Source organism: bacterium (genome assembly GCA_037128595.1).
Classification (GTDB): Bacteria; Verrucomicrobiota; Kiritimatiellia; order CAIKKV01; family CAITUY01; genus JAABPW01.
The window spans coordinates 1-20,984 of sequence record JBAXWB010000031.1; the positions used below are offsets into that span (position 1 = coordinate 1).

A 20,984-nucleotide genomic window follows, 5' to 3' on the forward strand; every position below is an offset into this window, starting at 1 on the left:
ATGCGCATCCGCCCCTCAAAATGTACACTTGAATCTGTCACTACGTGTTATAAGGAGCATCCAGCCCCGTGGGCGGCTCGACAGTTGTCCATGCACCTTTCCACACATGGGAAGGTGCCTGCAAGGTTCGTGGGGAGCAAAAGTGCCATGCGGCCAAGGTGTGACTTCCTCAGTGGCTCATTCCCTAAGAACCATATGGACAGCGCCAATGGCAGGCAGTAGAGTTTCAGGCTGGAAAGGGAAGAATCACTATGAACTCAGCAGGATTGACTCATTTTCAAAAAAGATTATTTTCCAAGATCTCGCGATTATTGACGGGTAGAACAGGATGGATGTTGGTTCTTCTATTGTGGGCCACCGCAGTAACTGCATCGTCAACCTATGATTTGAACACAACTTGGGGTAACGGGGCAGGCACAAGCAATCCGCAGGGGCAGTGGTCAGGACCAAATCTGAAAGGCCGATTACGGGTCTGATAACAGCCTAATCGAGGGCGGCATGATCCCTATCGGTATCGCAGACACCATCTTGGTTCATGCGATAGAAGTCTTCGTGAAAACCATCGGAGTTGGGGCGACGGCCATCATCATGGTCCACCATCAGTTGAGGACGTATCCGCCCGGCGTCAGTCGTCAACGAGTTCGATGATGGTGCGCCATTGCGCGTGCTGCTGTTTCTCCCTGTTTGCCAAAGATAGAACCCGTCCCCCATTTTCCGATGTGACAACATAGTCCTTACCCTTAACGGGTTCAAAACACATCCTCGCGGAAACGCCTCCCCCGTCCAAACGGTATTCTGTACCAGACACCTTGTGAGCCGGATGCTCCAAATGGAACCTCGCCTCAAACATTACCGGTCTATCCGCCTCAAGGTCATCGACAATCTCCAGCCGGTGAGGCTTGCAGAAGCGAAACGTCCTCACAAACTTCGTCAAGCCACAATCCTGTGGATAAGCCGGCGCCACATCGCACTCAACAATATCCACGTTATTTTCCGAGCGTACTGACAGAATGCGTGGCGAGCGCCGGTCCGTCAGCCATGGAGCAAAGTCGAACCACATCCGGCCTTCTCCTTTCTGTCCCCTGCCGTCGACCAGCACGGTATTGTGATCCGAAGTGAGTTTCATGTGGGAGTAACCTTCATCCCGCAACAGGAATTGGCCGCGGCTCAGAAACACAAAGTGCCCCGCATCCGGATGAACATGCCCTGCGCCATAGTCATAGGGGGCCTGTTCCTGCCGATGCCCGAGCGGCGGGCCACACTTGATCACCAGCATACTTGCCGAATCCGTCCAGTCACTCCGATCCGAGACGATATCCAAGTCGCTGAAATGGTACAGAGTGGGCCATGTTCCAGGAGCCTTCTGCGGCAGGGCCGGATCACTCCATAGCAGGTTCAGGTAGTGACTGCTCCAGACCGCATCGACATCTCCTTCCTCGGTTTGACGGGCAAGCCATTGGGCCAAACCCGCCTGAGAAGAAAAGGGATAACGCCGGGCAAGATTATGCAGGATATGACTCGGCCCATACCAGTGAGTTCGGGGGCAATCCCCGATATCGATGAGGCTCTGCCGCTCAGTCCAAGTCCCACGGGGCAAGGCCAAATACAGGGCAGAGAGGGGGGCTAACTCCAACCCGGGATGAGCAACACCCCGACTCTCGTACAGGTTTATGCCCAAAAGATCATGCGCCAGTTCCATATATCGCATCATCGCCTCGGTGCCATACTCCCAGTACCCATACCCTTCCTGGCTGGCTCCATCCACGCCGACCTGCGTGAGCGACTCCAGGAACTTCTCGTGAGCAATTCGTATCCAACCCCTAGCCTCGTCAACTTCATCGCAAAGGGCAAAGCCCGCTGTCGCCAAACCAGCACAATTGACCCAGAGATGATTCTGCATATAGCTTCCCTGCCAATGAGTTTGTCTGGCGAGTACAGCCCGAGCCATCACGCCAGCACGCTGTTGTAGTCCCTGGCGAATGATGGCACGGGTCGCGGGCGTCAAATCGGCGTAGAGCCAGTCATATGCCAGTCCGATGCCAGCCAATTGGTGGCCGGCGGCCAAGTCCAGCCCATCACAGCCAGCCAACCCCCACGTCTTATACGACAGCGACGCCAGAATCCACTGATTGGCCGCATCCAGATATCGTTGGTCATGACTCAGGAGATAGGCCAGCGCTAGGTGAGGAATCATATTGCCGACATTACGTTGCCACAATTGTTCCTCGGAGCCGTCCCCGGATAAGTCAAGATCCTCCTTCACTTGCCGGGAATAATCCGGCGGCCCTTTCCTGAGGCCGGCATCGGCAATTCTAAACAGTGTACGCCGCGCCCAGGCCCACCGGGGATCAGAATTAATCTGTTGTCCCCGTTCACGGAGAAACTGTGCATTCATGTAGAGCCGGGGATGGACATGCGCCAGGGATGCGGTTATGGGACCACAGAGTTGACCACCGGTCAATGCGGCTTCGCCTGTAAACTCCCGGATCTCCTCGACCGTAAACCCCGCAATGGACAGGTCTATCGAGGCCGGTGACTCCGATCCCTTCTCGATGGCGGCCCAGACCCCATGGCAGTTTGGTGGCACCACGAATTCAACGCTCGTGCCAAGCCACTGCCCGGTCTTATCGGGCAATGTAGGCGGACTGTTTACCTGCATGCTGGATTTGTCATCATTCACCAGCTCAACCTTGAAATAGATCGGACGGCTTCCCTTCGGGCTCGACTCAATCCGGAACCTCATGGAAGCGCGGTACTTGTGCCCAGGTTCCACCACAATAGATGGGGACACAGCGAAATTCCAATGCGAGGGATCGTTTCCCATGAGACGGAGGATTCCGCCGTCTCCCGCATCCCCGTGGATACAAGAGATTTTTACATCCGGATGACGGGGAAGCCACCCTTGAGGACCATCTGTAAAGTCGAACTTCGCCACCGTCCTGACCACAGAACCGAATACCTCCACAAAAACGGGGAGACGCATTTCAGGAGAAGGCATCCATCCCGACGCACGCTCCTGGCCACGTGACTCCAACGACAGCCCGATGGCCATTGCTAAACACAACATCTGCATCTGATTGATTCTCATGCGTCCTCACTTATCACCATTTCACTTTCTAAAGGGATTCTCCTCCTCCTCGATGCCTTGTCAATCCTGGGGACACCCCATCCCCACGGGTTCCTTGGAGCATCCAGCCCCGTGGGCGGCTCCACAGGAGTCCATGCTCCTTTACCGGCCAATAAGGCGACCTGCCTTATTGGCCGGTAAAGGAGCAGGCAGCAACGCTAGTGGCCCTGACTTTGCTTCACCTTGACACAGCGGTAACATCCTTCTTGCACGACAGCGGATGGATAGTCCGCCGCTGAAACACAAGGAGGAGTAGAGCTCTAAGGGCCAATAGGTCACCTGCACCTGAAATGGACCTGACACCGATTCCGGCGCTGACAGAGCAGCGCCCTCCATAGAGTTCCGGAAGGCACCAATGGATCATCAAAAACATTGCTCAAGCCTTATTCACAAGCTTGAGCAGCGAACATCGCATTGACTAACCCTACGCATTGACCGCCATGACACTCTCAGTTTATCCTTCACTCCATGAAAAAACACCTCTATATCCCTGAAGGGGTCTGCCCCACAGAAATCCATTTCGAAATTGAAAATGGGATTTTGAAGCACGTCCAGTTTGAAGGCGGTTGTTCAGGCAATCTTCAAGCCTTGGCCAAGCTCGTTGAAGGCATGCGGATTGAAGACGTGCGCTCCAAACTTAAGGGGATTGATTGCGATGAACGCGGAACATCCTGCGCCGATCAACTGGCCCGGGCATTAGAAACGATCACGGGAGAATCGGACGCCTAATACGCTCTACGGCACAATGACTTGAATGTATTCGCCACCGTATTTAATGAAGTTCCCGAGTTTTGCCATCTCTTCATCCGTTCTTGATGCCCCGTATACCCCGATCCCGCAAGTCATACCCCAATTGTAATCGTAGTCCCAGTAGCCTCCGATCGGCGTCGGCTGGGTCCAATCCATGTGCTTGAGGTAAGGGGCGATTTCCGGTGGAATAATTTTCTCATTCACATCCGCCGGATAAGTCTTGTTTTCGACAATATATTGATTGATGGCCCCATCGATAATCCGCAGGTCGTTCATGAACGCGGAGTTCTGCGAATTGATCCGGGCTTTTTGAAAACTGGGGATGGCAAGGGCGGCCAGCATGCCAATAATCGCCACCACGATCATGATCTCTACAAGCGTAAACCCCAGGGAACGAGGGTATGGAACCAGACGCTGATTTTTCATGTGCTTCAACCCCTTTCTGTAGTTCAACGCGATTACATCATATTTAAAATCCAATACAAGGCTTAACACGAGTTCCGCCACGGCCGGCACATCCAACGAATCCTTGACACAACCCCTGATTGTGGATCAAAATGCGGAACAATAAAGAGGTGTTATGTTTGTAACTCGCAAAATGGATTACGGTTTAAGAATTCTTCTCACTCTGGGATGCCGGCCCAATGACCGGTTGACGAGTGAAGAACTCGCGGAAACCATCGAGGTTCCGCGTCAGTTCACCTTGAAAATCGCGCAAAGCCTGACCAAGGCTGGCATCATCAAGGCCCAACGGGGTGTGGGTGGCGGCATTCAGCTGGCCCGGGATCCCGAGACGATCACCCTTCGTGACATATTTAATGCCACAGACACCCCCAGGGCATTGAATGAATGCCTCATTGATCCGGCCTCATGTACACGCGCCTGTATCTGCGCCACCCATCAGGCACTTCAGAAAGTCCAGGTTATTCTGGACCAGCACCTGACCCGGCTCACGCTGGGGGAATTGATACGCGACCAGAAAATGTTGAATTTGAAGCAAAAATAAAAGGAGCATCCGTGGAAGCGAAAATTAGAGCGACATTGGAAGAGTTGAGAGGGTTTCTGCAGGCTGACGGCGGGGATATGGAAGTCATCAGCATTGTGGGTACCGATGTGAAACTGAAATTACAGGGCGCCTGCGGCTGTTGCCCGCACGCGACCATGACCATTAAACATGGAATTGAGCGCGCGTTGCGCGAAAAGGTCGACGAAAAGATTGTCGTCGAGCAGGTTCGCTAACCGCTTTTCTATCGCCCACTATCCGGCTCAGTGTCCTGCATGCCGGCTTAGTGGGCTCTTGATACGCCCTGCCATGATCTCACGACTCAAGCCATTCACCGCGCTTGCAGGGCTGGCGTTGACGGAATTATTCCGGCAACCGGCCACCTTCCTTCTCATCCTGACCCATATCGCGCTCACGGTGCTGGTTCCCCTGTGCGTGTCTCACCAGCTTGGGCAGCAAACACATCTGGCGGTGGACAGTGCGCTGGCCTTTGAATTCGTCATTGGACTGATTCTGGCCGGCTATGCCGCCTCGTCTACCCTGCACAACGAGTGCCGGTCCGGCACCATCCTTATCGTCTTCAGCAAACCCGTGGGCCGCCTGATGTTCTTTCTGGCGAAATTCACTGCAGTTGCCCTGCTGCTGGCCTTTTTCGTGTTCTGTTCAAGTGCGGCCGCCGTCCTGGCCGAGCGATTAACTCCTAGAAACTTTGAATTCGACCGCCTCGGATTGAGGCTCCTGCTGGCGGCCCCGTTTGTCGCCTTCATTCCTGCCGCGCTGCTGAACCTCCGGACCCGGCGTTCTTTTGTGCCCACCGCCCTATTCTTCTCCGCTCTGGTGCTAACCGCCCTGGTGCTGGTGCTGTCGGCCATTGACCGGGAGGGACACCGGGTCGCCCTGGGCAGCATGATTGAGTGGCGGATCATTCCCGCCTGCCTGCTGGAGGGACTCGCCCTGCTGCTTCTGGCGGCCATCGCCATCAGTCTTTCCACCCGTTTAGCCGCCCCCGCGACCGTCGCCACCCTGCTCCTCCTGCTGTTTACGGGCCTGGTTTCGGACCATCTGGCCAGCCTGCTGGCCACCGCCCCCCCTTCCGGTTTTTTCCTTAAGATGATCCTGCCTGATCTTCAGAGTTTCTGGCCGGCCGATCAACTTGCCGACGGCGGCCGCATTCCTGGGGCCCTGATCGGGCATGCGGCGGTCTATACCGCGGCTTACGGAAGCGGCGTGCTCTGCCTCGGCTATACTGCATTCAGGGACCGGCAGTTTTGAGAGTGTTTCGACAAAATGATTTGAAGGAAATATGATGGACGAAAAGAAAGAAGTGGTGATTGAGGCACGGAACCTGACCAAGGTCTTCCGCGACTTCTGGCATCGGCCCAAGGTCCAGGCCGTCAAGGGCATTGATCTTGAAATCAGGCAGGGCGAAATCTTCGGACTTCTAGGGCCCAATGGATCCGGGAAAAGCACCACCATCAAGATGATTCTCGGGTTGCTCCATCCCACGGCGGGTCACCTCACCGTTCTGGGGAAATCCCCCCGTGATGTGGCCGTGAAGGCCCGGATCGGCTTCATGCCCGAAGACTCCTATCTGTATAAATACCTCACCCCCGTCGAAATCCTCAACTTCTACGCCAACCTCTATGGGCTCTCTGGTCGCATCCAAAAGGACCGTGTAGCCGGGTTGATCGCCCAGGTGGGCCTCACGGCCGCCCAACACCGGCCCATTGGCGAGTTTTCCAAGGGGATGGCACGCAGGGTGGGTCTGGCGCAATGCCTGCTGAATGATCCGGATCTGATCCTGCTGGACGAACCCACTTCGGGGTTGGATCCGATTGCCTGCCGCGAAGTGAAGGATCTGTTACTAAGTCTGGCCAGGAGGGGAAAAAGCATCCTGATCTGCTCCCATCACCTGGCCGATATGCAGGATATCTGCGACCGGGTGGCCATCCTGCTGAATGGCGAGATCTGCACCCAGGGCCCGGTCAAAGACCTGTTGGTCACCCCTGACACCCTCCGCTTTTCGTTGCAATCACCGTCCCGGGAAACCCTGTCGGCGATTCTAGACTTCATTGAGCGGGAGACCGGCCAGCGGCCGCTGGTGGATCATACGGGGCGTACACTGGAATCCGTGTTTATAGAAACCGTTACGCGCCGCCCCCCCGCCTGATGATCACCCGGACCCTAGCCATTGCCTGGTTGACCCTGCAGGAAGCCATCAGGTCGAAACTCCTGCTCTCACTGGCCACCCTGCTGGTGGCCGGCCTGGTGGGCCTTCCCCTCCTGATTGCCGGCGACAATACCCTGGCGGGCCAGATACAAGTCATCCTGACCTACACGCTGGCCTTCACCACCGGCATGCTCTCCATCACCACGCTCTGGACGGCCTGTGGCGGCCTCTCCATGGAAATCCAGGATCGCCGCCTCTACCTCGTTATCACCAAGCCGCTTCATCGCTATGAACTCTGGTTGGGGAAATGGGCGGGAATGATGGCCATGAATGCGGGCTTGCTCCTCCTCACCGGACTGATCATCAGCGCCATGATCCGCTACACGATCACCCACTCGCAGGAGTCGCCCCAGGTGAAACGCGGGGTCACCCAGCAATTCCTCATGGCCCGCCAGGCCCTCACGCCCCTCACTCCTGACTGGTCGACAGCGGCCGCAGAAGCTGCCCGGAAACTGATTCAATCAGGGCAGGCCCCCGAGGGAATACCCCGTGGCGCGCTCGAGCAGAGACTGATTGAAGAAATGGGTATCCGGCGGTTCATTGTCCCGCCCGGCGGCAGCATCCAATTTGCGTTTGCCCGACCTGACCTGCAGGACCGGACGCAGGACCTGATTCTGAGCTATCGCTTTGACTCCACCCGGCCCGAGCGCAAGCCGGTGGCCGCCCGCTGGACAGTGGGGAGTGCCCCTGAAAACCGGAGTTCCTTTACCGTCACCAATTACCCCGGTCTCCCCGCCACGCTGGTTCTGGAAAACAAGGAGGCCTGGGGAACCCATGACTTATCCGTTACCTACCAGCGGCTGGACACCGGCAGTCAGGCGACTCTTATTCTGGCCGACCGAACGCAGCACCCGGAGTTGCTGGTCCCCTGCGGGAGTTTTGAAATGAATCTGATGCGTGGCCTTTTCGTCATCCTCTGCCGACTGGCCTTCCTGGCGGCATTAGGATTGGCCGCCGGGTGCCTGCTCTCCACGCCAGTCGCCATCTTTGCGGCCTTTTTCGTCATCATCCTGATGGCCTCAGCAGGCTATATTGATACCGTGGCCACCTCGGGAGTCTTCTATGTGCCCCATGAGGGGCCTGCGGAGGCACCCACCTGGCTGGACCAGGCGATCCTGCATCTATTCAGGGGGTTCAATGCCGTGACCCATCCCGTTACCCGGCTCGACCCGGTGCCACTGCTGGCGGCAGGCAGGGTGGTAAGTGGGGAACTGACCCTTCTGGCCCTGGGCTGGCTGGCAGGCCTCTACACGGCCATCACCGCCCTCATAGGCATTGCCCTGTTCAACCGCAGGGAGCTGGGGTAGTTGGTTTTGACAGAGCAAAACCCTCCATTAAGGGAATAAATGGAGGGCGCCGCTCCGTCGGCGCCGGTACCCCCATCACTGATCGATATTTTCCAGCGTCAACGTCTCTGGATTGATCCGGCGGTAGTAACAATTCCGGGGCTGGGCCTTGGCATTTTTGGTATGGCAGATGCCACCCCGGCGCGGCCGAACCGTATAGACCAGCGAGTTCTGCTCGCAATTCACAAAGGCCTCCACGAGGTCAAAGGTTTCACCGGAGGTCTTGCCTTTTTCCCACAATTCATTACGCGATGTACTCCACAGCACCACCGTGCGGGTAGCGAGCGTCTGCTTCATCGCGATTTCGTTGGTATAGGCCACCAGGATGACCTCGCGGGTATCCGCATTCTGGAGCGCAACCGGAATCACATCCGGGCACACTTTGGCGACTTTGGCGATCTTGCTGAAGTCCAAGGTTAACGCGAGACCTTCTTCTAATGCTTTCATTTATTCTCCTTAAATTTTAAATTTAAATTATCTTGAACCTCTGCTTGACACCAGATGCCGGGCACGGCATTATCCGCATCTCATTTCGGGTGTTTAGCTCAGTTGGTTAGAGCGCTTGCCTCACATGCAAGAGGTCACAGGTTCAAGTCCTGTAACGCCCACCATCCTTCGTTCCGCGCCTCCGGCTTGAACTACGGATGGTCTTCGACCGAATCCCTTTTCGTCCCCTTACCGGATACTCAGGCCAATCCCCGCGTACAGGCCATCAACATAGTTGGCTTCCGTGAAGAGGGTGAAATTTTCATTGAACTGGTAAGACAAGCCCAGCGACAAGGCCGGATTGATCTCATTCTGTTTCGAGCTGGCACCCCATCGGGTTTCAATGGATTTATGAACATAATCCAAACCGATTCCGCCATGGCAGAAAAGATGCGTCAAGACCGTCTCATCACTGAACACGACCATCCCGTTGCAACCGGTCAGTCCCAACAAATCGGTATTTGCCGAATAGCCGGCACCCCGGACACCGAGATCAATGAAATCGTTCGACATCAAGGTGTAGAGCATCCCGCCCTGAACGGCGAAATTGGCATCCCCCTCCCGGATATCAACCTGTCCCACATCCACGAATATCCGGAATTCATCCAACACCGACAGGGTGGTCCGGGCACCGTAAAAGTTCATATCCTGACCGACCACGACGCCGGGCAACAGTTCCAGATTCCCCTGATCACGCGGTGTCGCCGTATCCATCACCGGCAACCCGACCATCTGGGCCGAGGCAAGTCCGACTGATCCCAGGAACAATCCCGCCACAACCCATCCCAAAGCCAACGTCTTTGTTCTCATGCTACGCTTCTCCTTAAACCATGCGTTCTCTTTCACCGCCGCCACTGCCCCGCATACTGCCCCAACAAGGAACCGGGGTCAAGTATTCCAAAAAAAAGGCCGCCCTTTCGAGCGGCCACAACAGGTCCATACTACGTATTTACCTGAATCAAGCCGTCGCCTTCTTGGCCAGGCCCTTTTTCGCCAACAGCACGATCTGGATGAACCCATCGGGATCGTTGAAGGCAATCTCGGCCATCATCTTGCGATTCAAGTCGATGCCGGCCGCTTTCAGGCCCTCGATCAATCGGCTGTAGGCCAGCCCCTGCTCACGGCAGGCGGCGGACACGCGCAACGTCCAGAGCCGACGATAGTCGTTCTTGACATTCTTGCGATGCACATAGGCCAACCGCATCGCGCGATCAACGGCCTCGGTGGCCTGACGGAATAATTTGCTGCGTGACCCGCGGAACCCGCTGGCGGCTTTTAATCTTACTTTCCGGCGCTTACGCGACGCCGGTGCATTGGTTGCTCTTGGCATAGTCTCGTCCTTTCAATTCGTTCAGATCATTTCCGCAATACGCTTGTGATCGGTATCATGAACGACTTTACCACCGCGCATGTTCCGTTTACGTTTCCTCGACTTGCTGCTCAGAAGATGACCGCTGCCAGGACGCTGATAAATCAACTTCCCTGTGGCCGTCACTTTGATTCGCTTCGTCACCATCTTCTTCGTTTTTTTCTTAATCTTCTTCGCTTTTTTCTTAGCCATGATACTCCTCATTCCGGGGTCGACGCCACGTATTGGCACGAATGGTCCGCCATCCGGAAAAACAAGGGGGGGACTCTACCTGAGAGACCTTGCCCCGTAAAGCTTTTTCAAAAAATAACCTTAACGCGGAGGAATCGGCCTTGGCGCCATCACGGGTGACACGGGCGTCGAAACGCCGGACACCGCTGATGGAATAGGCAATCCCGTTCCCAGTCCCGCCGGGCGTGCTGCCCCGGGCGTAACCGGTTTTCCCGACCGCGGTCCCAGCACCATCACGATACTGCTGCCGATCAATTTCGGAGGCATATCCGGCTGAGCCACCTCTTCGCAGCTCTTCATCACGCGGTTGATCACCTCGAACCCGAGTTCACGGTGCGCATTCTCACGGCCACGGAAGTACAGGGAACACTTCACCTTCATCCCCTTTTCGAGGAATCCGTGAATGTGATTCACCTTCGTCTCAAAATCATGATCCGCCACATTCGCATGGAATTTAACTTCCTTCATTTCGGCGGCATGCTGATGCTTGCGGGCATCCCGCTCCTTGCGGGCCTGCTCATACTTGAACTTCCCGAAGTCCATGATGCGACAGACGGGCGGCTCAGCATTGGGCGACACCTCAACCAGGTCAAGCCCGGCACGAACGGCCATGGACATGGCCTCACTGACGGTGACCACACCGAGCATATTCCCCTGCGAGTCAAGCAACCTGACCTGCGGACACCGAATCCGGTGATTTACTCTGATAGCTTGTGGACGAATTTCCTACCTCCTTGTTACGGGGCTTTCTGGGGCCCCTCGTTTACAACCAACGGCTTTGCTCACCACTTCCTCGCGCAGCATGCCAACCAACTCTTCAACTTTCATCGTACCCAGGTCCCCGGCCGTCCGGCTCCGGACCGAGACCAGGCCGGCCTCCGCCTCACGGGCACCCAAGATCAACATATAGGGAATCTTATCCATCTGGGCGTTACGGATCTTCGCGCCCAGTTTGTCGGAGCTCCGGTCGACCGCCACCCGGAATAACTCCTGGTTCAGGGTCGCCGCCAAGGCCTCCGCCGCCGGAAGCACCTTATCATTGATGGGCAGCACCCGGACCTGTTCCGGTGCCAGCCATAACGGAAACGCCCCGGCATAGTGCTCAATCAACACCCCGAAGAACCGTTCCAGACTACCCAGGAGTGCCCGGTGCACCATGTAGGGGCGATGCTCTTTCCCGTCATCGCCGTGATAGGCCAGTTCAAAGCGCTCCGGCAGATTAAAGTCAAACTGGATGGTGCTCATCTGCCATTCCCGGCCGATGGCATCCTTGACCTTCAAGTCGATCTTGGGCCCGTAAAAGGCGCCGCCCCCCTCATCGAGGACGAAGGGAATGTGTTCCGCTTCGAGGGCCTGTTTGAGGGATTCGGTGGCCTGCTCCCAGCGGGCGGGTTCGCCCACGGCCTTGGCAGGCTTGGTCGCCAGGTACGCGGTGATTTCGGTGAACCCGAATGAACGCCAGATCTGGAGGGCAAAAGCCACCGTCCGCTTGATTTCATCCACGATCTGATCCGGGGTGCAGAAAATATGGGCATCGTCCTGGGTAAAGCCCCGCACCCGCAACAGGCCGTGCAACACGCCCGTCTTCTCGTAGCGGTAGACCGTTCCCATCTCCGCCCAACGCAACGGCAGGTCGCGATAGGAGCGTTTATGACTCTTGTAGATCTGGATATGGAACGGGCAATTCATGGGCTTGGCGTAATAGGACACGTCATCCACCTTCATGGGCGCATACATATTCTCCGCGTAGAAGCCCAGATGGCCCGAGGTCTCCCACAGGCCGGCCCGCCCGATATGCGGGGTATAGAGCAACTCGTAACCGCCCTTGAAATGCTCCTGGCGCCAATAGTCCTCAATGATCGAGCGGACACGGGCGCCTTTGGGATGCCAATGGACCAACCCCGGTCCGACATCCTCCTGGATACTGAAGAGATCCAGCTCTTTACCTAATTTCCGGTGATCCCGCTTCAGCGCCTCTTCCTGTTGAAGCATCTGCGCATCGAGATCCGCCTGGGACAAGGCCACCATCCCGTAGACGCGCTGGAGCATCGGATTGGTCTCGATCCCGCGGAAATAGGATCCGGCCACGGACAGGAGTTTGAACGCCTTCAGTTCGCCTGTACTGGCCAGATGAGGGCCGCGGCACAAGTCGAGGAAATCACCACACCGGTAGAAGCTGATGGTCTCCCCTGCCGGAATGTCATTCAGCCGCTCCAGCTTATAACGCTGGCCCTTGGCCTTCAACGCGGCCTCCGCCTGGGCGCGATCCATTTCCATCCGTTCAAACGGAAGATTGGCAGCCACGATCCGGGCCATTTCGGCCTCGATGGCAGGAAAATCCTCAGGAGTAAGACGTTTCGAGAGATCGAAATCGTAATAGAACCCGCTGTCGATAGCTGGTCCGATGTCCAACTGGACGTTCTCATACAGCCGGCAAATGGCAGCGGCCATGACATGCGCCGTACTATGGCGCAGAGTTTCTAAATCCAAGTGTATTACCTCTTCCAAAATTGATTAACAACCTGTCTATATAACAGAAATCAAAGCCCTGGTGTCAACTGTTATAAAACAGAAGAGGGACGTCGAACGCCATCCTGAACCGGTATGTTTCAGCTCCCGCCGGAACTGACCACTGAAAGATTCGTCAAACCGAGTCGGGCGCACACATCCAGGAAGCCCACCAGTTGGCCATGCTGAGATTCGCTAGTGCATTGGATGAGAATGGTTTGCGACTTATCGATGCGGGACAGCCGTCCCAGTTTTTCGGAGAGGGTCGTCAGCGACATGGCGGCCCCATTGACCGTATACCCGCCAGGGAACACGGTGACCCGGATCGCTGAGATTCCTTGCCCCCCCTCCTCGGCCATGGGACGGTATACATTCAGATTCGCCATTACGTCGACGGGGTGGGCGGTGAGGATAAAAAAGGCCAATAATTGAAACGCCACGTCAATCATCGCCGTGAGATTAAGCTCGCCTGCCTGAAACCCATTGAGTCTGCGTTGCCTGGCCATGAGAACCTCCCTCTATCCATGATTGGATCTCTTTCCCCTTATTACGCAAAATCAGGAGTTCATTACAAAATAATCCGCCTGTTAATGGATATTGCATAAGGGGCCTGTTTCGTGCAAATTCAGCAGTCAATCAAACCAACCTATGGGGATTATCATGAAACAATGGCAGTATACGACATGCGTGATTCTGGGAGCGGCTTGCGTCGCTCTAAGCGCGGTGATTATTTTCACCTCACAGAGCAATATCACCCTGCAGAACACCATTCAGGCCCGCCAGCAGCAACTGAACAACAGCGTGCTGGGCGAACAGACCCAGCAGGTCGCCAACAATATCCTGCAGGACATGGCGGCCACGGCGGCCGGCAATGAAAAAATGCGCAGCTTGCTTGCCAAATACGGCTACAACATCCCGGCCGTTTCCGCGCCGAAACCAACGCCTGCGAAAGAGGAGGAGAAATAATCCATGACCACTCAACCTGCCGTCAAATCCTATAGCGCCTTTCTTCCAGTGGTATTGATCGCCCTCGGGGTCATCACCCTGTTTTCATGGAACCTGATCATCGCCCTGAAACAGCACTCCTCCGGCCTGCGCATCAGCATCCAGCAGGAGCTCCAACTGACTCAAGCCACGCAGACCGAGGTGAAACTGAAAGCCATGATGTCGGACCTGCTTGATCTTTCCAAACAGGACAAGGACGCTCAAAAGATCGTCACCCGTTACAAAATCGCGATCAATAAATAAGCGTCATTTGGCTCGCCTGCTGAGGCGGAAAACAGTAATATGATCCTGGCGGGACGGAGAGTGCTCCTCTCCTTAAAGGTGCCTGCCGGACCCTGGCTGTAAGGCTGGGGTCTTTAGGTAGTTCCGGATTCTGATGAGAATTCAAATTCAACAAGTGTCGGTTCCCCTCATCTATGAGGACGACGTCATCCTGCAACGTGTCAGCCGGAAAATAGGGTGCTCCCCCTCTGATCTCTCCCATCTCCAGATTCTCCGCCGCTCACTGGATGCCCGGCCGCGCAACCCGGAACCGGTGTTCGTCCTCTCGGTAGCCGTTGACCTCAGTCTGGCGGCGCTCCCCAAAGAGGCGCATCTTCCCAGCATTGAGATCCTCACCCCTCTCACCCCGCCCGTCCGCCTTCCCCCGCACCCCCGACCCTCTGGTACCCCCCGCCCCATTGTCGTGGGGGCCGGCCCAGCCGGCCTGATGGCGGCGTACACGCTGGCGATGGCCGGAGCCCGCCCGCTTTTGATTGAACGCGGGGAGGAGGCCACCGCCCGCGGCGCCAGGGTGGCACGTTTCTGGAATGACGGGACCTTGGACCCGGAAAGTAATGCTCTCTACGGCGAAGGCGGGGCCGGACTGTTTTCGGACGGGAAACTCACCGCCCGCAGCAAGGAACGGGGCCGGATCCGGGAGTTCATGGAACTGCTCCACGCCTGCGGCGCCAGCGACTCCGTGCTGATTGACGCTGAACCCCATGTGGGAAGCGACCTCCTGCTGGAGATTGTGCCCCGGATACGCCAGCGCATTATTGACGCAGGCGGCGAGGTCCGCTTCGGGGCGCGGTTGGACAACGTGATTCTCGAGAATGGGCGCCTTCACGGGGTGATCATCAATGGGCAGGCCACGCCTTGTGAGGTCTGTGTATTGGCGGTCGGTCATAGTGCCCGGGATGTGTATGCCGTGCTGGCCCGGGCGGGGGTGGCGCTTTCACCCAAGCCGTTTGCCGTCGGGATCCGGTTGGAATTGCCACAAGCCACGATTGACAAGGCCCAGTACGGACGTTTTGCGGGGAGCCCGTTACTCGGTGCCGCCAGCTTCCGGCTGACCCGGCGCGAGGAACACGGACTCCGGGCCTGTTACAGTTTTTGCATGTGTCCGGGCGGCAAGGTGATCAGTTGCGCTTCGGAACCCGGCCGGTTGACCACCAATGGCATGAGCTATTCCAAGCGCTCATTGGCCATGGGGAATGCCGCCTTTCTCGTTCCCGTCGGGCCGGCCGATTATGCCGCGCATGAAATCCCGGCGCTAGCGGGGCTGGTCTTCCAACAGAAACTCGAAGAGGCGGCCTTTACGGCCGCCGGCGGCCAGTATCTCGTCCCCGCCACCCGGCTCGTTGATTTTCTGGCTGGCAAAGCCCCGAAGACACTGCCCGATCAGCGATCCTGTCCCCGCTCGGTCCCAGTTGAGTTCCGTAAAATCCTCCCCGACTTTGTCACCCGCACGTTGACCTCGGCCATTCCCCCCATGCTCAAGGAGCTGAACGGGAGCAGACTGGATGAAGTGCTGCTGTATGCCCCCGAGACCCGCAGTTCAAGTCCGCTCTGGATCACACGGAATCCCGAGGGGGAATCCATCAATACCCCGGGCTTGTATCCCGCAGGCGAAGGGGCGGGCTATGCCGGCGGCATCGTCAGCTCAGCCCTGGATGGAATGCGGGCGGGAGAAAAGATAGTTGAAAGTTGAAAGTTCAGAGAAGAACTCTTAACTTTCAACTTTCAACTTTGAACTCGCAACTTCCCTCATCAACGCCCGCGTGGCGGCTTCCGGATCCGGGGCGGCGGTCACGGCAGTAACCAGAGCGATGATGCGGGCCCCCGCCTGGATGAGGCCGGGGAAATGACTCTGCTTAATTCCCCCCATTACCGTAAACGGCACCCGCGCCACGGCGGCAATAGTGCGAAGCCCTTCCAGACCAAGATACTCGCCCTCCCAGACCTTGGTGCCCGTGGGATAAATCGGCCCGATATTGATATAGGACGCCCCTTCGTTCTGGGCCAGCAGCGCCTCCTCGACGGTATGAGTCGAAGCCCCGATGATCAACTCAGGGGCCAGACGCCGGGCCGCAGGAATGGGGAAATCATCCTGCCCCAGATGAACGCCATCCGCTCCGACGGCCAGCGCCACATCCACGCGGTCATTGATCATCAGGAGGCAGCCGGCAGATGCCGTCATGACCCTGACCTGTTCCGCCAGCTTCAGATACTCGCGCAACGGCATCTCCTTTTCCCTGAGTTGAATCAGTTTCACCCCGCCGGCCAGGGCCGCGCTCACAATCTCGCCGGTGCTCCGCCCCGCCGACAACGCCTGCGAGGTAACCAGGTAAAGCCCCGCCGCCCGGAACCGTTCCATCCGCTCTGCATGCAATCCACTCATAATTTCCGTGTTTCGATTCCGGAATAGATCCGGTCCCAATTCTTGAACACCGGTTCCAGTCCTTTGGCCCGCAACGCAGTAAAGAACGTCTCTACATCGCGGTTGTCATTCACTTGAAACTGACCGTCGGGCGACGAGGCAGGATCCCCATAGCCGCCCACGGTGGTCCGGCTGGCAATACTCATTTTGGAAACCCCGACCCCGGCAATTCCGTCTCGGAATCTGGCGCTTTCGCGGGTGGACATATTCAAGGGCACATCCGGCATGCAAATTCTGAAAGCGAAAATGATCCGGGCCAGAAGCCGCTCATCCACCGGGAATGGGGGCTGATAGCCCCCCTCCTGGGGACACACCCGCGGAAAGGAAATCGTCACCCCGGATTGCCAGTATTTCCGGCGCAAGGCGCGGGCATGGCGGAACAGGGCCAGTGTATCAAACATAGGGTCGCTGATCCCCAGGAGCGCGCCCAGGCCAACCTGACGGATTCCCGCCGCCAACACCCGGGCGGGCGCGTCCAGCCGGTTGGGATAATCACGCTTGGGGCCCCAGCGGTGCAGGGCCTCATATTGAACCGGTTCATAGGTTTCCTGATACAGCGTCACGCCGACACAGCCGACCTCGGCCAGGCCGCGATACTCGGCAGTGGTCATGGGGAACGCTTCAACGGTGACGGCTGAAAAATGGTTGGCCGCTGCCGCCACGGCGTCACGCAGATAGGCGAAATCGGCCTTGGGGGAACGCTCCCCGGTGAGCAACAGCACCTCCTCAAAGCCCATCGCCTTAAGTGCCGCGAATTCATTCAGCATCTGGGCGGGAGTCAACCGGCTCCGCGGCTGGGTGCGGTCGGCGGCAAACCCGCAATAGGCACAGCCACCGGGGCAGTAATCGGAGAGGTAAAGGGGGGCATAGAGGGAGATGGTCCGTCCAAAATGACTTTCCGTCAACCGCTTCGCCCGCTGCGCGAGCTCTTCCAACAGTCCCCCGGCGGCGGGAGACACCAGCGCGGCAAAATCCGCTTCCGTCGGGGACGAGGCGGCCAGTGCCCGCCGCACATCCAATTCGGAGGCCGCATGGGCAAGGGACAACCAGGCGGACGGATCCAACTCTGCCGGAAGCCCCTGCATCACACCTGATCCCCGGACAGGAACGACGTCAGGGGACTGGTGGCTACGGCCTGTCCGCTCTGAGCCATGAGGCCGGCCTGCCGGGCCAGCGTACCCGCCTTGACCGCCATGGCAAAAGCGGACGCCATGGCCACAGGATCACCCGCGGCGGCAATCGCGCTATTGACGAGCACCGCACTGCAGCCCATCTCCATGGACGTCGCCGCTTCGGAAGGAGACCGGATGCCGGCATCCACAATGACCGGGATCCCGCTATCCGCGATAATCAACTTGACCATTTCCGCAGTGGATAAGCCATGGCCTGACCCAATGGCCGAACCCAGCGGCATCACCGCCGCACATCCCACATCCTCCAGACGCTTGGCCAGCACGGGATCAGCCGGCATATAGGGCAACACGATAAATCCCTCTTTGGCCAGTTGTCGGCAGGCCTCATAGGTCTCGATCGGATCCGGCATCAGATGATGCGGGTTGGGATGAATTTCCACTTTCACAAACCGGCTCCTGGAGAGTTCACGACCCAGCATGGCCGCCCGCACCGCTTCCGAGGCATTACGGGCTCCGGAGGTATTGGGAACCAACGTCACGCCCAGTTTGATGAGGGGCCCCAACAAGTCATCCGACGGACGTTCCCGGTTAAACCGGCGCAACGCCACCGTCACCAATTGCGCGCCCGACGCCTTGATCGCGGCCAGCATCACCTCAACAGATGAGAATTTTCCCGTGCCTACCAGCAATCGGGACTCAAACGCCTGCCCACCCAACTTGAATGTTTTGTCGCTATTCATCACGCCATCAGCCCCCGCCCATAAATGAGAGTATTTCGACACGATCCCCGGTGTTGATTACAATGCTGGCGCGTTCAGCTCTAGGGATCATCTGTTCGTTCAGCATGAGCGCCACCGCCGCTGGATTGGCTCCCAGCTCCTGCAGGAGGGAATCCAACGTGCCCCCCCCCTTATGTTCATGCGTTTGTCCATTCACTATAATAGTCATAGAATAAATAATCATACCCGACCCCTTCTCTCTGTCAAGCCAGCCACTCCAGAGGTCACTCCAGAGATGCCCTGCGAAGCCCTCTTGACGCCGCCAGCCTAAAAGAGATAAAGTATATCCACTATGAGCAAAGGTTTTCAATCGCCTGTCAATCTGGCCTTTCGACTGGAAAGCCTGACCCAGTCACTGGCTAAGCTGGAGGCCCAGCCTTCCGCTGAATCTGAAAATGAAGCGCGCCGGTTGGTGACCCTCTTACGTGCCTCCAGCGAATTTCGCGGCATGGATTCCCTGCTTGCCGCCGCCCGGACGACGGAACAAGCCTCCTCCCGTGATTTTGTCGCCAAACTACAGGAGCTGATTGCGGAACTCCAACGGGCCATTGAACTCGCCCCCAGCCATCCCGGCATCATCCTGATTGTGTCATCCGACAAAAATTATACCGCCCGTCTGCAGGAATCCTTGAAGGCCCAGAACCTTGAGGCACTCGTGGCAGACTCTCCGCGCGTGGCGCGGGAACTCCTCGCGGGTTCCCCGGTCGCCTTCTGTATTGTCGACATCGTTCTGGCCGATCTGGACGGCCGGTCGTTCATCGCCGACTTACGCACGCATCCGGCGACTGCGGCCCTGCCGGTAATCGCCATCACGCCGAGCCCTTCCGAAGCCCACGGCCATACGCCGTTTGCTGTAACGGGTGCAGACAGTATCTTCTCAAAGAGCACCGCCCTTGAGGATGTCGCCAATTACCTGACACTGCGACTCAAACGGAGCCACATGAAAGGGTTGCAGGCGCGGCGCGATCAGGTCACCGGCCTCCCCAACCGCGCCGCCTGTCATGAAATTTTCCGTCAGCTTCAACGGTCAATTCAGGTTAATGACCCACTCGCTTTTGTCCTGGTCGGGATCCACCAGTTTTCCGCCAAGAGTACCCACTGTTCCTCCTTTGCCTGCGACGAACTCATCAGGAAAATGGGAGCCATCCTGTCTTCCGCGCTCCGGGCCACCGATGTCGTCGCACGCTGGGGGGCATCGGAATTCGCCATTCTCCTGACCGGGGAGGATCATTTCGGGGCGACGAAGGCCATTGAAAAATTACTGCCGAACCTTTCAGGCCTGACCCTCACCACCGAAACGGGGAGCATTCTCCCCATCACCGCCTGCGCGGGCATTACCATTAATGACTCCCGCACCTCGATTGAAGATGCCGCCCTCCGGGCCGAAAGCCACCTGTTCATGGCCTACAGTGATAGCGACGCCCCTTCGGGCGGTCAGCAGATTGTGTCGGACGCCGCCCCTATCTCCCACCGCGAAGAACCCGTGGCACTCTGCCTGACGAATCCAGGCATGGCCAAGGTGATCAAGCAGATTCTCGAGCGGGAAACGTTTCGTGTGGAAATTTTCCCCGACACCGAAAGCGTCTTTCAGCGCACCACGCAAACCCCGTTCAGCCTGCTCATTCTGGATGACGAACTTCCCGGGGAAAGCGGCTTCAAGTTGCTGCAACAGCTGAACGCGCAGGCCAATACCAGTAACCTGGGTACCATGATGATGATCAGCCGGCAGAGCAGCATTGAGCGCGTCATGAAACTGGGGGCGAATGATTATTTCCTCAAGCCGCCCACCATGCCGGAATTTCTCAGCCAGATCAGGCGGGTCATCAGCCACAACAGTTCCGTCAATTCCAGTCCGGCGATCACGATCATGATTGCCGATCACGAATTCCCCCAGTTATTGCTGGCAGGGACCACCCTCCACCAATTGGGAACCTGCCAGATTCTGCTGGCCAAGGGGGCGGCGGACACCCTGCAGCGGCTCAAAACCTCACATCCTGAATATCTGATCCTGAACCCCCTGATGCCCCACATCAGCCTGACCGAGTTCTTAAAACAAGTCGGTTACATGGAGTGGTTGAAACACACCAAAATTATCCTGGCCACTCCTGTGCCAACGGACCCGCTCCCCGCTTCCGACCGCCCCCTGCTGGGCGCCATCTCGCGCCCCTTCAAGCCGGTCACGCTGCTTGAGGAATTGCATCGCCTGATTCCGGCCCTCCCCAAAAACGCAAAAGGGCGTACTCCCACCGATCCCCGCCTGCTGGAACTTGAAATTCAAAGAATTCTGGCTCTCTCCGTGTAAAGCCTGTATATTGC

At 57.4% G+C, this 20,984-nt stretch carries 23 protein-coding genes and 1 tRNA gene; 11 read left to right on the forward strand and 13 right to left on the reverse strand.

Annotated features, from left to right (window positions below; genetic code table 11):
* Nucleotides 1-625: 625 nt before the first annotated feature.
* The gene (locus WCS52_16170) at nucleotides 626-3,088 is read right to left on the reverse strand and encodes a DUF4962 domain-containing protein (GenBank protein MEI6168718.1); all 2,463 of its coding nucleotides are present in this window, start codon (nucleotides 3,086-3,088) and stop codon (nucleotides 626-628) included.
* 507 nt (nucleotides 3,089-3,595) lie between these two features.
* Between WCS52_16170 and WCS52_16175 the strand changes: the two genes are divergently transcribed.
* On the forward strand, nucleotides 3,596-3,856 hold the full coding sequence (locus WCS52_16175; protein MEI6168719.1) for a TIGR03905 family TSCPD domain-containing protein: 261 nt from the start codon (nucleotides 3,596-3,598) through the stop codon (nucleotides 3,854-3,856).
* Nucleotides 3,857-3,862: 6 nt separating this feature from the next.
* Here WCS52_16175 and WCS52_16180 read toward each other — a convergent pair whose 3' ends face one another.
* The gene (locus tag WCS52_16180) at nucleotides 3,863-4,303 is read right to left on the reverse strand and encodes a type II secretion system protein (GenBank protein ID MEI6168720.1); all 441 of its coding nucleotides are present in this window, start codon (nucleotides 4,301-4,303) and stop codon (nucleotides 3,863-3,865) included.
* Between the two features lie 154 nt (nucleotides 4,304-4,457).
* Between WCS52_16180 and WCS52_16185 the strand changes: the two genes are divergently transcribed.
* The 5 genes from WCS52_16185 to WCS52_16205 all read left to right on the forward strand — a co-directional run bounded on the left by WCS52_16185 (nucleotide 4,458) and on the right by WCS52_16205 (nucleotide 8,417).
* Nucleotides 4,458-4,883, forward strand: coding sequence for an Rrf2 family transcriptional regulator (locus tag WCS52_16185; GenBank protein MEI6168721.1), 426 nt, complete (start codon nucleotides 4,458-4,460; stop codon nucleotides 4,881-4,883).
* Between the two features lie 11 nt (nucleotides 4,884-4,894).
* Entirely contained in the window at nucleotides 4,895-5,116 is a 222-nt protein-coding gene (locus tag WCS52_16190) for a NifU family protein (GenBank protein ID MEI6168722.1), read from the forward strand.
* Nucleotides 5,117-5,189: 73 nt separating this feature from the next.
* On the forward strand, nucleotides 5,190-6,152 hold the full coding sequence (locus tag WCS52_16195) for a hypothetical protein (GenBank protein MEI6168723.1): 963 nt from the start codon (nucleotides 5,190-5,192) through the stop codon (nucleotides 6,150-6,152).
* A 31-nt stretch (nucleotides 6,153-6,183) separates the two neighbouring features.
* Nucleotides 6,184-7,050 (forward strand): ABC transporter ATP-binding protein, encoded by an 867-nt coding sequence (locus tag WCS52_16200; GenBank protein MEI6168724.1) that lies wholly within the window; start codon nucleotides 6,184-6,186, stop codon nucleotides 7,048-7,050.
* Entirely contained in the window at nucleotides 7,050-8,417 is a 1,368-nt protein-coding gene (locus tag WCS52_16205; GenBank protein ID MEI6168725.1) for a hypothetical protein, read from the forward strand. The genes WCS52_16200 and WCS52_16205 overlap by 1 nt, the downstream gene beginning before the upstream one ends.
* Nucleotides 8,418-8,492: 75 nt before the next feature.
* Here the strand turns inward: WCS52_16205 and WCS52_16210 are convergent, their stop codons facing one another.
* Nucleotides 8,493-8,903: a phosphoribosyl-AMP cyclohydrolase gene (locus WCS52_16210; GenBank protein MEI6168726.1), complete on the reverse strand. Its 411-nt coding sequence runs from the start codon at nucleotides 8,901-8,903 to the stop codon at nucleotides 8,493-8,495.
* Nucleotides 8,904-8,990: 87 nt separating this feature from the next.
* Between WCS52_16210 and WCS52_16215 the strand changes: the two genes are divergently transcribed.
* Nucleotides 8,991-9,067 (forward strand) — tRNA-Val (locus tag WCS52_16215).
* Nucleotides 9,068-9,131: 64 nt separating this feature from the next.
* Here WCS52_16215 and WCS52_16220 read toward each other — a convergent pair.
* The 6 genes from WCS52_16220 to WCS52_16245 form a co-directional block, all read right to left on the reverse strand.
* Nucleotides 9,132-9,752 (reverse strand): hypothetical protein, encoded by a 621-nt coding sequence (locus WCS52_16220; GenBank protein MEI6168727.1) that lies wholly within the window; start codon nucleotides 9,750-9,752, stop codon nucleotides 9,132-9,134.
* Between the two features lie 148 nt (nucleotides 9,753-9,900).
* A complete protein-coding gene (gene rplT, locus WCS52_16225) occupies nucleotides 9,901-10,272 on the reverse strand; it encodes a 50S ribosomal protein L20 (protein ID MEI6168728.1) in 372 nt (123 codons plus the stop codon).
* A 21-nt stretch (nucleotides 10,273-10,293) separates the two neighbouring features.
* Nucleotides 10,294-10,503: a 50S ribosomal protein L35 gene (gene rpmI / locus WCS52_16230; GenBank protein ID MEI6168729.1), complete on the reverse strand. Its 210-nt coding sequence runs from the start codon at nucleotides 10,501-10,503 to the stop codon at nucleotides 10,294-10,296.
* 120 nt (nucleotides 10,504-10,623) lie between these two features.
* Nucleotides 10,624-11,265: a translation initiation factor IF-3 gene (gene infC / locus WCS52_16235; GenBank protein MEI6168730.1), complete on the reverse strand. Its 642-nt coding sequence runs from the start codon at nucleotides 11,263-11,265 to the stop codon at nucleotides 10,624-10,626.
* A 3-nt stretch (nucleotides 11,266-11,268) separates the two neighbouring features.
* Nucleotides 11,269-13,050, reverse strand: coding sequence for a threonine--tRNA ligase (thrS, locus tag WCS52_16240; GenBank protein ID MEI6168731.1), 1,782 nt, complete (start codon nucleotides 13,048-13,050; stop codon nucleotides 11,269-11,271).
* 101 nt (nucleotides 13,051-13,151) lie between these two features.
* On the reverse strand, nucleotides 13,152-13,556 hold the full coding sequence (locus WCS52_16245) for a biopolymer transporter ExbD (protein MEI6168732.1): 405 nt from the start codon (nucleotides 13,554-13,556) through the stop codon (nucleotides 13,152-13,154).
* A 154-nt stretch (nucleotides 13,557-13,710) separates the two neighbouring features.
* Between WCS52_16245 and WCS52_16250 the strand changes: the two genes are divergently transcribed.
* From WCS52_16250 to WCS52_16260, 3 genes are all read left to right on the forward strand, one after another.
* Nucleotides 13,711-14,016, forward strand: coding sequence for a hypothetical protein (locus WCS52_16250; protein MEI6168733.1), 306 nt, complete (start codon nucleotides 13,711-13,713; stop codon nucleotides 14,014-14,016).
* A 3-nt stretch (nucleotides 14,017-14,019) separates the two neighbouring features.
* Nucleotides 14,020-14,298 (forward strand): hypothetical protein, encoded by a 279-nt coding sequence (locus WCS52_16255; GenBank protein MEI6168734.1) that lies wholly within the window; start codon nucleotides 14,020-14,022, stop codon nucleotides 14,296-14,298.
* A gap of 133 nt (nucleotides 14,299-14,431) precedes the next feature.
* Nucleotides 14,432-16,027, forward strand: a complete 1,596-nt coding sequence (locus WCS52_16260) for an NAD(P)/FAD-dependent oxidoreductase (GenBank protein ID MEI6168735.1) — start codon at nucleotides 14,432-14,434, stop codon at nucleotides 16,025-16,027.
* 18 nt (nucleotides 16,028-16,045) lie between these two features.
* On the opposite strand, the gene thiE is transcribed toward WCS52_16260, so the two are convergent.
* The 4 genes from thiE to thiS are packed head-to-tail and all read right to left on the reverse strand — an operon-like array spanning nucleotide 16,046 to nucleotide 18,837.
* A complete protein-coding gene (gene thiE, locus WCS52_16265) occupies nucleotides 16,046-16,717 on the reverse strand; it encodes a thiamine phosphate synthase (GenBank protein ID MEI6168736.1) in 672 nt (223 codons plus the stop codon).
* On the reverse strand, nucleotides 16,714-17,841 hold the full coding sequence (thiH, locus tag WCS52_16270) for a 2-iminoacetate synthase ThiH (GenBank protein ID MEI6168737.1): 1,128 nt from the start codon (nucleotides 17,839-17,841) through the stop codon (nucleotides 16,714-16,716). Before thiH ends, thiE begins: the two co-directional genes overlap by 4 nt.
* The gene (locus tag WCS52_16275; protein ID MEI6168738.1) at nucleotides 17,841-18,629 is read right to left on the reverse strand and encodes a thiazole synthase; all 789 of its coding nucleotides are present in this window, start codon (nucleotides 18,627-18,629) and stop codon (nucleotides 17,841-17,843) included. Before WCS52_16275 ends, thiH begins: the two co-directional genes overlap by 1 nt.
* 7 nt (nucleotides 18,630-18,636) lie before the next feature.
* Nucleotides 18,637-18,837: a sulfur carrier protein ThiS gene (gene thiS, locus WCS52_16280; GenBank protein MEI6168739.1), complete on the reverse strand. Its 201-nt coding sequence runs from the start codon at nucleotides 18,835-18,837 to the stop codon at nucleotides 18,637-18,639.
* A gap of 123 nt (nucleotides 18,838-18,960) precedes the next feature.
* Here thiS and WCS52_16285 point away from each other — a divergent pair, with 123 nt between their 5' ends.
* Complete coding sequence (locus WCS52_16285) at nucleotides 18,961-20,970, forward strand: response regulator (protein MEI6168740.1); 2,010 nt, start codon at nucleotides 18,961-18,963, stop codon at nucleotides 20,968-20,970.
* The last annotated feature ends 14 nt before the right edge of the window (nucleotides 20,971-20,984 follow it).